Here is a 12,147-nt window from a genome sequence, read left to right on the forward strand (position 1 = left end):
CACTCGGTGCCCGCCTGCCCGGAAGTCCCGGGCCCAGGCGAGGGGTTCAGGGTGGAACGGGGGCGGTCAGGCGGCCGTCTCGCGGACGGACCGGGCCAGTGTGCGCAGCCCTTCGTCCAGTTCCTCGGGGGTGATGGTCAGGGGCGGCAGCAGCTTCACGACCTCGCTCCGCGGGCCCGAGGTCTCCAGCAGCAGCCCGAGTTCGAAGGCGCGCGCGGCGACCGCGGAGGCGCGCGCCGGGTCGGTGAACTCCAGGCCCCACACCAGGCCCCGGCCCCGGAAGGAGGCGGTGGGCTCCTCGGCACAGAGGGAGAGCAGGGTCTGCTCCACCTGCTCGCCGCGGGCCTTCGTCTGCCGCTCCATGTGGCCGTCCGTCCAGTACGCGTCGAGCGCGGCGGCGGCGGTGACGAACGCGGGGTTGTTGCCGCGGAAGGTGCCGTTGTGCTCGCCGGGCTCCCAGACGTCCAGCTCGGGGGCGAACAGGCAGAGGGACATGGGCAGTCCGTAGCCGCTGATGGACTTCGACAGGGTGACGATGTCGGGGACGATGCCCGCCTCCTCGAAGGAGAAGAAGGCGCCGGTGCGCCCGCAGCCCATCTGGATGTCGTCGACGATCAGCAGCATGTCCTGGCGGTGGCAGAGATCCTGGAGCGCGCGCAGCCACTCGGCACGGGCGACGTTGACACCGCCCTCGCCCTGGACGGTCTCCACGATCACGGCGGCGGGCTTGTTCAGGCCGGAGCCGCGGTCCTCCAGCAGCCGCTCGAACCAGAGGAAGTCGGGGACCTGGCCGTCGAAGTAGTTGTCGAACGGCATCGGCGTGCCGTGCACCAGCGGGATGCCCGCACCGGCCCGTTTGAACGCGTTGCCGGTCACGGCGAGCGAGCCGAGCGACATCCCGTGGAAGGCGTTGGTGAAGGAGACCACGGACTCGCGGCCCTTCACCTTGCGCGCCAGCTTCAGTGCGGCCTCGACCGCGTTGGTACCGGTCGGGCCCGGGAACATCACCTTGTAGGGCAGGTCGCGCGGGCGCAGGATCACGTTCTGGAAGGTCTCCAGGAAGGCACGCTTGGCGGTCGTCGCCATGTCCAGGCCGTGGGTGATGCCGTCCCGTTCGATGTAGTCGAGCAACGCCCGTTTCAGGACGGGGTTGTTGTGGCCGTAGTTGAGTGATCCGGCCCCGGCGAAGAAGTCCAGGTAGGTGTGGCCGTCCTCGTCGGTCAGCCGGGCTCCCCGCGCGTGGTCGAACACGGCGGGCCAGCTCCGGCAGTAGCTCCGGACCTCGGACTCCAGGGTCTCGAAGACGCTCAGGGCGGGCGGGGTGATGGTCACGGCGATCTCCTGAGGGTTGGGGACACAGGGGTGGTGGGCACGGGGGTGGAGGACACGGGGGTGGAGGGCGATGGGGTTGGGGCGCACGAGGCGAGGGTGCGAGGGCCGGCACGCGGTCGCGGAAGGCGCGGGTGCGGCGGTGCCGACGACGGCCGCGTGCCGCGCGGGCGCCCCGTCGGGCCGGCGGCGCCCGTCAGCTGCCGAACGGTCCGATGCTGTACAGGACTTCGGGAAGGTGCGTGTCCTCGGGGAACAGCTCCCCGGCGAAGAGGACCTCGCGCTCCAGCCCCACGTCGTGGCGCTGCGCGTACGAGGTGAAGAGCCGGTTCGAGGCGGTGTTGTCGGGCGTGACGGTCGTCTCCACCGCGACGAGCCCCTGCTCGGCCGCGACCCGCTCGGTCAGCGCGTCCAGCAGGGCCGCGGCCAGCCCCCGGCCCCGGTACGCGCCGTCCACCGCCACCTGCCAGACGACGAGCGTCTGCGGGCGGTCCGGGCGTACGTACCCGGTCACGAAGGCGACCGGCTCGCCGTGTTCGTCCCGGGCCACCACCGAGGTGCCCGCGAAATCGCGGCACCAGAGCAGGTAGCTGTACGAGGAGTTGAGATCGAGGACTTCGGAGTCACGGGCGATCCGCCACAGCGCGGCCCCGTCCTCCACCCGTGGCGCGTCCACGGTGAGGAATGCGCTCGGCGCGTGCGGCGCATGGAGGTCGGCGGAGTCGATTCGGGCACGGGCAAGGTCTGCTGGTGCGGCGCTCATGCCAGGGAATTTACCCAGCAAATTTCGTAATCGCACCGCCGGAAAGGGTTGGGTGGCGGAGGCGAACGTGTTATCACGCGAGTGCGAGCAGCCTCGGCCGGGTGGGCGTTTTCCGGTGATTACCGATGGATTTATCCGGCATAACGCCCCGTCTGTGGAGTCCGTCACAGCCCGTAAATCCCCTGTCCGGCATGTGGAACGCGTTTCGGGGTGGCTCCCGGATCGGCGCGTTTACCTGCCGGAAGTCCGGGCACAAGAATGCGGGGAGCTGCTTATCGATAAGCAGCTCCCCGCATTCTTTAATTCACCGCGACGATGAATTTGTGGGTCGAGTGCGGAGCATGTGGAGAATGTGCCGCGCCCCGTGGATCACGCGCTCGGCCAGGTTTCCTCGACGGCCTTGCGGGCACCTTCCAGATCGACCTGCCGGCCGGCCTCGGCCAGCGCCGAACCCAGCGCCGCGAGGGAGGCGAGGACCGCTCCGCGCGTCGCGTCCACCCCGTAGTGATTGACCCGGACCATCTCCTTGGAGAGCGCCCCGCCGCCCGCGATCAGCGGCAGCGAGGGCTCCGCGAGCAGCGCCCGCGCCACCAGTGCGGAGGCGTCCACCCCGTCCGGCACGCGCAGCGTCGTGGCGACCGGCGCCGCGTCCCGCGCCTCGTGGACGTACGGCGTCAGCCCGCCGCCGAGCGCGAGCGCACCCGCCCGGGTGGCAGCGGCGGCGGCGGCGTGACGGGCCATGAGGGGCTCCAGGCCCTCCGCCTCGATCCGCTCGACACACGCCTCAAGCGCCAGCATCTCCAGCTGCGCCGGGGCGTGCAGCAGCGCCTTGCGGCCACCGTCGATCCAGCGCTGCTTCCAGTCCAGCAGGGAGAGGTAGGAGTGGCGCGGCGCCTGCGGGTTGGCGGCGATCCGCTCCCAGGCGCGCTCGCTCACCGAGACGGCCGAGACGCCCGCCGGGCCGCCCATCGCCTTCTGCGCGCCGATCACGCACAGGTCCACGCCCCAGGCGTCCGGCAGCAGCGGCTCCGCGCCGACCGAGGCCACCGCGTCCAGCATGAAGAGGGCGCCGTGGGCCCGGACGACTTCACCGATCTCCGCGACCGGGTTGGTGTTCCCGGTCGCGGCCTCGGCGTGCACCAGCGAGACGAAGTCGATCTCCGGGCGCTCGGCCAGGGCGGCGGCGACCTGCTCGGCGGTGACGGCCGTGTGGAACGGCACCGCGAGGTCGACGACCTCGGCGCCGCAGTCGCGCAGCCAGTTGCCGAAGGTCTGGCCGTACGGGCCGGTGACGACGTTGAGTGCGGTTGTACCGGGCCGGGCGGCGCCCCGGATGCAGCCCTCCAGGGGCAGCAGCGCCTCGCCCTGCATGATCACCACGTCCTGGTCGGTGGCGAGGAGACCGGCCACCCGCTTCTCGATGGCCGCGAAGTGCGTGGCGGTGAGCGGGGCGAGGTCGAGGAAGGGGTGCGTCACGGTGGTGCTCTCTCCGGTTCGGTCAGTCATTCTGCGGGCCTCTGTACGAACAGATGCGGGCCTGTGTACGAACAGCGCTCGGTCCGAGAGTACCGACCGCCTCGTACAGTGCCGCACATGAGCGATCACAGCGACCAGCGCGACCACCGCGACCGGGACCGGCGCGTGCTGCGGGTGAGGGGACGGGTGCTCGTCGGCCCGGACGAGGTGCGGGACGAACTGTGGGCCGTGGACGGCCGGATCACCTACGAGCGGCCCCCGGGCGCGGACGGGGCGGACACCGTCGAGGGCTGGGTGCTGCCGGGTCTGGTGGACGCGCACTGCCACGTCGGCCTCGACCGCCACGGCCCCGTCGACGAGGCCACCACCGAGCGGCAAGCGCTCACCGACCGGGAGGCCGGCGCCCTGCTGCTCCGCGACGCCGGATCGCCCTCCGACACCCGCTGGACCGACGACCGGGAAGACCTGCCCAAGATCATCAGGGCGGGCCGTCACATCGCCAGGACCCGCCGCTACATCCGCAACTACGCCCACGAGATCGAGCCCGGCGACCTGGTCGCGTACGTCGCGCGCGAGGCACGCCGGGGCGACGGCTGGGTGAAGCTGGTCGGCGACTGGATCGACCGGGGGGTGGGCGACCTCACCCCCTGCTGGCCGCGCGGGGAGGTGGAAGCCGCGATCGCCGAGGCCCACCGGCTCGGTGCCCGGGTCACCGCGCACTGCTTCGCCGAGGACTCGCTGCGCGACCTGGTGGAGGCGGGCATCGACTGCGTCGAACACGCCACGGGACTCACCGAGGACACCGTCCCGCTCTTCGCGGAGCGCGGGGTGGCGATCGTACCGACCCTGGTCAACATCGCGACCTTCCCGCACCTGGCGGACGGCGGCGAGGCCAAGTTCCCGCGCTGGTCGGCGCATCTGCGACGGCTCCACGCCCGCCGCTACGACACCGTGCGCGCGGCGTACGACGCGGGCATCCCGGTCTTCGTCGGTACGGACGCGGGCGGCTCGCTCCCGCACGGCCTGGTGGCCGCCGAGGTCGCCGAGCTGGTCAAGGCCGGCATCCCGCCGCTGGATGCGCTCGGCGCGACCACCTGGGCGGCGAGGCGCTGGCTCGGCCGCCCCGGCCTGGACGAGGGCGCCCCGGCCGACCTGGTCGTCTACGCCGAGGACCCCCGCGCCGACGTACGGGCCCTGGCCGAGCCCCGCCACGTGGTGCTGAACGGCCGGGTGGTGGGCTGACCCCCGCCGCACCGGGTGGCGGGCCGACCCCGCCGGACCGGCGTCAGCGCGCGGGTGCCCCCGTGGCCACGGCGTTCGGTACGGGCTCCAGGGCACGCAGGATCCGGGCCAGGTCGCCAGGCGCGGCGGTGAGGCGGACGGGGGTCCCCGCGTCGTCCAGCTCGGCGACGTGCCAGCCGCTGGAAACCTCGTCCCCGTCCTCGCCCCGGACCCGCCGCACACGCACCACGGTCAGCCGCTCCACCGGCACCCGCCTCACCCCGAACCGCCCGGGACCCGAGTGCGGAGCCACGGCGAGCACCTCGCCGCCGCCCAGCACCACATGGGTGCCGAAGTGGTACGGGTTGTACTCCGTGGCCTCCAGGAAACGCGCGGAGAGGAACACCTCCTCCGTGTCGGCCCCGTCGGCCCCCTCCGCCCCCTTCGCTCCGTCCGTGTCGTCAGCTCCGAGGGGCCCGGGCGTCCGGACGCGGCTGGTGCGGAAGGCCAGGACGAGGAGCCCCGCCGACACCGCCGTACCCGCCACCGTCCACGTGACCGTCGCGGGGGAGCCGAGCGGGTCCGTGGGGTGCAGGACGCAGAGCGGGAGCAGCCACAGGGCGGTCGCGAGGAGTGCCCCCGCGAAGGGGAGGGCCGAGGGAAGCACCTCGTCGTCCGGCAGCCGGCGTGCGCGCACCCGCTGGACGACCAGGGCCAGGGGGTAGCAGGCAGCGAGCGCGAGCGCCACCGCGAGAGCCAGCAACTGCCCTGCCGGGGCGCGGTGTTCGTGCCAGTCCCCGTGCGCTCCGGTGAACGATCTCGGCCTGCCGCGCCAGAAGGTCACCTCGACCCGGTCGCCCGGGGTGTACGCATGCGCCGTCTCGTAGGGCACGTGGATCCGCCCGGTGAACCGGCCGGACTCGACGTACACGTAGTTGTGCCTCTTGTGCCGGTTGGCGCCGGTGCGCGCGACCACCCCCGGGAGCGTGGTCAGACATGCGCCGCGCTCCGCGACCGGCGTCGCGGAGGTGCACGGGGCGGCTGTCGGCCACGCGCGGGCGTCCGAGAGCGCCTGGGGCACCGCCCAGAGGGCGACGATCATCGCCACGACGAGCAGCGGGACGCTCCAGGCGACCGGCCCGAAGAGGCCGTGGCCCCCGGTGCGCGCGGTGATGACGTGCGGATGCTCCGGTCCGGCCGGGGCGCCGTAGCGGCGGCGCAGAGCACACAACTCCTCGACACAGGCGTCGAATTCCGGGTCCGCGGTCCGGTGGCTCCGGGGCCGGGGAAGGTTGCGGACACTTCCGTCGCGCAGTCGCAGGCTGACCCGACGCCGTTCCTGATGGCGGGAGTCGGCGCGCGTCCGGTGGACGCGTACGGCCACCACCTCCGGCCACGGCACGCTCCGGCGCCGCAGCGGAGTCCGGTAGCGCACGCCGTCCGCGTCGGCGTCCACGACGGGAGCGGCGCCCCCGGGCCCGACGGGCGACCACCCCCGGCCGTATCCGTGACGGCGGGTCGGCCGCGCATCATCGCTCATGCGCCCAGCTTGCCACCGGCCCGATCCGCGCTCTTGTCCAGGTTGCGGCAGCGTTCGGGCCCGCGAACCTGCCGAGTTCCGCCCCTGGCGCGTGCGGTGTTTTCGGCGGCGGTCACGATGCCGCGCCGACGCGGGCGCGGTGTTGACAGGCAGTGTCGATCGGGCGGTCGGCTCGTTGTGATTGCTCGATCCGCACGCTCAACACCCCGGCTTACCCGTCGCGTTCGGTGAAACGGGTGACTTCGAGGAACGCACGTGCCGCCAGATTCGAATACGTACGCTAAAACACCCCTTTAGGGTGAACTAGCGCCAGGTATGCGCCAGTTCACCCTTCGTGCGTAAAGATTCACGGAGTCGAGGCCGCCGGCGCACGCGATGTCCCCCATTGGACGGCGCCGGTGGCTCCATGTCTCTTGTGGGGGTTCCACCATCTTGAACAGCAACACCTTCCGTCTCGCTGCCCTGGCGGTCGCCGCCGCTCCCGTCGCCCTGTTCGCCGCGTTCCCCGCGCAGGCCGCAGCTCCGGCGACGACGGGCGCGGACGGGGGCAGGGCGAGTGCGGTCGTGCTCCGGGCGGCGCTCGACGTCTCGCTCGCCGACAAGACCGTCGACGTGCCGCTCAAGGCCACGCTCAACGAGGTCAACGCCCCGGAGAGCGCGGAGAAGACCGCGCTCTCCGTGAGGCTGGACGGCGTGGCCGAAGGTCCGGTGCAGGTGCTGCGGGCCGACGTCGCGACCTCGGGTGCCACGGTCGACAAGCACCGCGCGGAGGGGCACAGCAACCTCGTCAAGGCCCGGGTACAGGTCCCCGGCCTGCCGTTCCTCCCGCTCATCGAGGTCGAGAAGGTCACTTCGAAGGCCGTCTGCGAGGCCGGCAGGAAGCCGGTCGCGTCCTCGAACGCCCTCGGGCACGTGACGGTCCTCGGCAAGCGGATCACGCTGACCGCGGGCGGCCGGACCGAGGTGGACATCCCCGACGTCGGCACGGTGACCCTCGACCTGTCGAAGACCGGCACCACGTCGAAGACCGCCGCCGCTACCGCGCTCCAGCTGCGGATCTCCCTCAACCCGGGCAAGCTCAACGTCGCCGAGGTGCAGGGCGAGGTGACCCTCGCGGAGGCGACCTGCACCACCCCGGGCTCAGGCCACGGCGGCTCCGGCGGCGGTTCCGGCCACGGAGGTTCGGGCAACGGAGGGTCGGGCAACGGAGGTTCGGGCAACGGCGGTCACGGTGACGGCGGTTCGGGTGACGGCGGTTCGGGCGACGGCGGCGCGACGACCGGGGACACCGGCGCGACCGGCGACTCCGGTGCCACGGACGGCGGGTACGAGGACGGCGGCGCCACGGACGGCGGCGCGAGCGGTGACGGCGCAACGGACGGCACCGCCACCACCGGCGACACGTCGGGTGCCACCACCGGCGACACCTCGGGCGACACCGGCTCCACCGACAGCACGTCCGGCAGCGGGAGCACCGGCGGAGACGTGAAGACGCAGACCGGGGCCGACACCTCACCGGCCACCGTCTCCGGGGACGACCTCGCGGAGACCGGCAGCAGCTCCAGCACCCCGCTCATCGCGGGCGGCGCGGCCCTGCTGCTGGCGCTCGGCGCCGGAGCGACCGTCCTCGCCCGCAGGCGCGCCCAGGACTGACCCGGACCGCGACCCGGCAGACGGTCCACGGCCGGTCGGACGGGCCGACGCCCGTGCAGACGGCCGGCGACCGAGCGGACGGTCACGGCCGGTCGGCCGGTCCACGGCCGGTCCGCGCGCTCAGGCGGGCGCGCGGACCGGCCGTAACCGCCCAGGGCCGCCACGGGTGACCGCGGGCGTCCACGAGCGGCTACCGCCCCTTGCTCACCCCGCCCCCACCGGCAGCGCCTGCAGGGCCAGGTCCAGCGCCTGGAGGAAGCGGTTCGTCGTCACCCGGTCCCGGACGGCGAGCCGCAGCCACTCCGGTCCGAGCCCGGGGAAGGTGTCCCCGCGCCGGGCCGCGAACCCCAGGGAACGCAGCCCCTCCCGCAGCTCGGCCGCACCCTCCAGGCGGATCAGCACGAACGGTCCCTGGGCGGGGGCCACCACCTCGATCTCGCCGAACTCCGCGATGCCCGCCAGCAGATGGGCCCGGTCCACCGCGATCCGGTCCGCCGCGCAGGCCGCCTCCGCCAGAGCCCGGGGCTCCATGCACGCCTCGGCCGCCGCCAGCGCCGGCGAGGACACGGGCCAGAGCGGCTGCGCCTCCTCCAGCAGGGCGATCACCCCGGGGTCGGCCAGCACGTAGCCGATCCGCAGCCCCGCCAGCCCCCACGTCTTGGTGAGGCTGCGCAGCACGACGAGACCCGGGATGTCCGTACGCCCGCAGAGCGCCTCGCGCTCCCCGGGCACCGCGTCCATGAACGCCTCGTCGACCACCAGGGTCCGCCCCGGTCTCGCCAGTGCTTCCAGCACACCGGCGGGGTGCAGCACGGACGTCGGGTTGGTCGGGTTGCCGACGACCACCAGGTCGGCGTCCTCCGGCACCGTCGCCGGGTCCAGCCGGAACCCGTCCTCCGCCCGCAGCACCACCCGCCCCACCTCGTGCCCGGCCGCCCGCAGCGCCGCCTCCGGCTCCGTGAACTGCGGGTGGACCACGACCGGCCGTCGGGCCGACAGCGCCCGGGCGATCAGCACGAACGCCTCGGCCGCCCCGGCGGTGAGCAGCACCCGGTTCACCGGGAGCCCGTGCCGGGCGGCGACGGCTGCCCGTGCCGCACGGCCGTCGGGGTAGGAGGCGAGCCCGCCGAGGGAGGCCGCTATGCGTTCCCGCAGCCAGTGCGGCGGGGTGTTCGTCCGGACGTTCACGGCGAGATCGGTCAGATGCCTGCCGCGTACCTCGGCGTCGCCGTGGTGACGCAGGTCGGGGCCGCCGCTCTCGATGTACCGCGTGGGGGGTGTCATGGCTGCCATGGTGGGGGGCGCGGAGCCTCCCGTCACCGGCGCGGCTGAAGATTCCGCTTCCGGGAGAACCGCGCGCGGTCCGCTCCGCCGGGCCACCGCGCACGTCGCCCGCGCCGATTTCGTTTTCGGCACCACCAGTTCGTCCGCCGCGCAGAGTGCCGCCGCCTCCGCGACCGAGGCCGTACCCACCAGCGCGGCGACCGCCTCGGACGCCCCGGGCGCCGGTACCCGGTTCAGTTCCGCCGCCGACCGGCCGCGCAACGGAACCCCCAGCCGCGCCGCCGCCGCGACGATGCCGGGCTCCGCCGTCTTCGCCTCGACGGTGGCCAGCTCGACCACGTCGGAGACCGCGAGCCCCGCCGTCCGCAGCACCTGTTCGATCAGCGCGGACACCTCCTCGCCCGGGACGCCCCGGCGCGCGCCGACGCCGACGACGAGCCCCGCCCCGGCGGCGGCTGCGGGGGAGTGGTCCTGGGGCCCTGCGCTTGCGGACACGGGCAGTCCTTTCGTACGGGCCGCCGACGCCGGGTCCTCGGGACTCCCGGCGGGGCGTACGGCGCTCCTGCGGAGACGGGGAGACGGAGAGTGGGAGGAGGCGGAGAGGCGGAGGAGACGGGGAGACGGCGGAGGAGAGGGCGGAGACGGGGAGACGGCGGACGTGGCGGAGATGCGGGCAACCGGCCCGATCGGCTAGCAAGGGCCCATGGCGGTGTTCGTCGCGCTCGGCGCGTTCCTGATGACTCTGGCCGGCGGCTGGGTCGCGCAACGCGTCACCGACCGCCGCCACCTGGTGCTCGGCTTCGCCGGCGGGCTGATGCTCGGCGTGGTCGGTCTCGACCTCCTGCCGGAGGCGATCGATGCGGCGGGGCGGCCCGTGGCGGGAGTGCCCGCCGCCCTGCTGTTGTTCGTGGGGGGCTTTCTGCTGGCCCATCTGGTGGAGCGCCTGCTCGCGGTGCGCCAGGCGGCACACGGGGCGGGCGAGGAACGCGTGCCCCAGGTGGGGCTGACGGCGGCAGCCGCGATGGTGGGCCACAGCCTGATGGACGGGATCGCGCTCGGCGCCGCCTTCCAAGTCGGCGCCGGCATGGGGGCGGCCGTCGCGCTCGCCGTCATCACCCACGACTTCGCCGACGGATTCAACACCTACACCCTTACCAGTCTCTACGGGAACAACCGCCGCAAGGCGTTCTTCATGCTCTTCGCGGACGCGATCGCCCCGATCGTGGGCGCGGCGACCACCCTCGTGTTCACTCTTCCGGAGGAATTGCTCGGTGCGTATCTCGGGTTCTTCAGCGGGGCGCTGCTCTACCTCGCCGCCGCCGAGATCCTGCCCGAGGCCCACCACGACCACCCGGCCCGTTCCACCGTGCTCTGCACGATCGGCGGGGTCGGCTTCATCTGGCTGGTCGTCGGCATCGCGGACTGAGCGGACGCCCGCCGTTCTCCGCGCCACGGGAAAGGCCCTCAGCCACCGAGGGAAGGCCCGCAGCGCATCGGGAGAGGGCCCCTCAGCGCACCGCCCCGCACCGCTCCACGAACCGCCGGGCCGTGCCCGGCGCCCCCGCCCAGTGGGTGTGCAGATAGCTCGCGTGCACCCCGCCCCGGACGAAGCCCTCCACCCGGCGTTCCGGCAGGTGCATCCCCCAGGCCGGTACGGGCCCCGAGCCCGGCTCCAGCACCGTCCGGTGGAACTCGTGGCCGCGCACCCGGGTCCCGGCCGCCGCGAGCGAGCTGTCCGCGACCGCCACCGCCTCCCGGTAACCGAGCGTCAGGCGCCCCGACATCCGGGCGCTCGCGTCCAGCACCCCGCACATCGGCCGGCCGTCCAGCTCGCGCGCCAGGTAGAGCAGGCCCGCGCACTCCGCAGCCACCGGCGCCCCGCTCTCCGCGAGGGCGGTGACCGCCCGGCGCAGCGGTTCGTTGGCCGACAGCTCGGGGGCGTACACCTCGGGGAAACCGCCCCCTATGACCAGTCCCGCCGTGCCCTCGGGGAGCTTCTCGTCGTGGAGGGGGTCGAAGGGGACGACCTCCGCGCCCGCCGCCGTGAGCAGCTCGGCGTGTTCGGCGTACGCGAAGGTGAACGCCGCCCCGCCCGCCACGGCGACGACCGGCCGCCGCCCGGAGACGGTGTACGGCTCCGGCTCCCAGGCCTCACCGGCCAGTGGCGGAGCGGTCCTGGCCAGGGCCAGCAGCGCGTCCATGTCGCAGCCGGTCCGTACGCGTTCGCCCATGGCCGCCACCGCGTCCACGGCGTCCATACGCCGTTCGGCCACCGGCACCAGCCCCAGATGGCGCGACGGGGTCTCCACCTGCGCGGCCCGCCGCAGCACCCCGAGCACCGGCAGCCCGGACTCCTCCAGGGCGTCCCGCAGCAGCGTCTCGTGCCGGTCGGAGGCCACCTTGTTCAGGATCACCCCGCCGATCCGCACCCCGGGGTCCCAGGCCGCGAAACCGTGCACCAGGGCCGCCACCGAACGCGACTGCGAGGAGGCGTCGACCACCAGCACCACCGGTGCCCGCAGCAACTTCGCCACCTGCGCCGTCGACGCCAGCTCGCCCTGGCCCGAGGCACCGTCGAACAGCCCCATCACGCCCTCCACGACCGCCAGGTCGCACCCCGCCGACCCGTGCGCGAAGAGGGGCGCGATCAGGCCGGTCCCGCACATGTAGGCGTCGAGGTTGCGGCCCGGCCGGCCGGTGGCCAGCGCGTGGTAGCCCGGGTCGATGTAGTCGGGTCCCACCTTGTGCGGGGAGACGGCGAGCCCGCGCGCGGCGAAGGCGGCCATCAGCCCGGTGGCGACGGTCGTCTTGCCGCTGCCGGAGGCCGGAGCGGCGATCACCAGCCTCGGCACACCGCCGGAAGAACCGCCGGAAGAACCGC

9 protein-coding genes are annotated in these 12,147 nt (G+C 73.7%); 3 read left to right on the forward strand and 6 right to left on the reverse strand.

The genetic code is table 11. The features are described from left to right. Positions 1–66: 66 nt before the first annotated feature. The 3 genes from ectB to ACFWEE_RS21815 all read right to left on the reverse strand — a co-directional run bounded on the left by ectB (position 67) and on the right by ACFWEE_RS21815 (position 3,568). Positions 67–1,332 carry a diaminobutyrate--2-oxoglutarate transaminase gene (gene ectB / locus ACFWEE_RS21805; RefSeq protein ID WP_386891420.1) on the reverse strand — a complete coding sequence of 422 codons (1,266 nt, stop codon included), beginning with the start codon at positions 1,330–1,332 and terminating at the stop codon, positions 67–69. Between the two features lie 193 nt (positions 1,333–1,525). Beyond that, complete coding sequence (gene ectA / locus ACFWEE_RS21810) at positions 1,526–1,990, reverse strand: diaminobutyrate acetyltransferase (RefSeq protein WP_386891422.1); 465 nt, start codon at positions 1,988–1,990, stop codon at positions 1,526–1,528. A 471-nt stretch (positions 1,991–2,461) separates the two neighbouring features. Continuing rightward, positions 2,462–3,568 (reverse strand): pyridoxal-phosphate-dependent aminotransferase family protein, encoded by a 1,107-nt coding sequence (locus ACFWEE_RS21815; RefSeq protein WP_386891424.1) that lies wholly within the window; start codon positions 3,566–3,568, stop codon positions 2,462–2,464. Positions 3,569–3,685: 117 nt separating this feature from the next. On the opposite strand from ACFWEE_RS21815, the gene ACFWEE_RS21820 reads away from it, so the two are divergent. After that, complete coding sequence (locus ACFWEE_RS21820; protein WP_386891325.1) at positions 3,686–4,810, forward strand: amidohydrolase family protein; 1,125 nt, start codon at positions 3,686–3,688, stop codon at positions 4,808–4,810. Between the two features lie 43 nt (positions 4,811–4,853). Here the strand turns inward: ACFWEE_RS21820 and ACFWEE_RS21825 are convergent, their stop codons facing one another. After that, entirely contained in the window at positions 4,854–6,329 is a 1,476-nt protein-coding gene (locus tag ACFWEE_RS21825; RefSeq protein ID WP_386891327.1) for a PH domain-containing protein, read from the reverse strand. A gap of 432 nt (positions 6,330–6,761) precedes the next feature. Here ACFWEE_RS21825 and ACFWEE_RS21830 point away from each other — a divergent pair, with 432 nt between their 5' ends. Further along, positions 6,762–7,982, forward strand: coding sequence for an SCO1860 family LAETG-anchored protein (locus ACFWEE_RS21830; RefSeq protein WP_386891328.1), 1,221 nt, complete (start codon positions 6,762–6,764; stop codon positions 7,980–7,982). Positions 7,983–8,186: 204 nt separating this feature from the next. On the opposite strand, the gene cobC is transcribed toward ACFWEE_RS21830, so the two are convergent. Beyond that, a complete protein-coding gene (cobC, locus tag ACFWEE_RS21835; protein WP_386891329.1) occupies positions 8,187–9,761 on the reverse strand; it encodes an Rv2231c family pyridoxal phosphate-dependent protein CobC in 1,575 nt (524 codons plus the stop codon). 208 nt (positions 9,762–9,969) lie between these two features. Between cobC and ACFWEE_RS21840 the strand changes: the two genes are divergently transcribed. Then, positions 9,970–10,692: a ZIP family metal transporter gene (locus ACFWEE_RS21840; protein WP_386891331.1), complete on the forward strand. Its 723-nt coding sequence runs from the start codon at positions 9,970–9,972 to the stop codon at positions 10,690–10,692. Between the two features lie 82 nt (positions 10,693–10,774). On the opposite strand, the gene ACFWEE_RS21845 is transcribed toward ACFWEE_RS21840, so the two are convergent. Further along, positions 10,775–12,118: a cobyrinate a,c-diamide synthase gene (locus tag ACFWEE_RS21845; protein ID WP_386891332.1), complete on the reverse strand. Its 1,344-nt coding sequence runs from the start codon at positions 12,116–12,118 to the stop codon at positions 10,775–10,777. Positions 12,119–12,147 lie beyond the last annotated feature (29 nt).

Origin of the sequence: Streptomyces sp. NPDC060184, from assembly GCF_042728795.1 — a bacterium.
Lineage (GTDB): Bacteria > Actinomycetota > Actinomycetes > Streptomycetales > Streptomycetaceae > Streptomyces.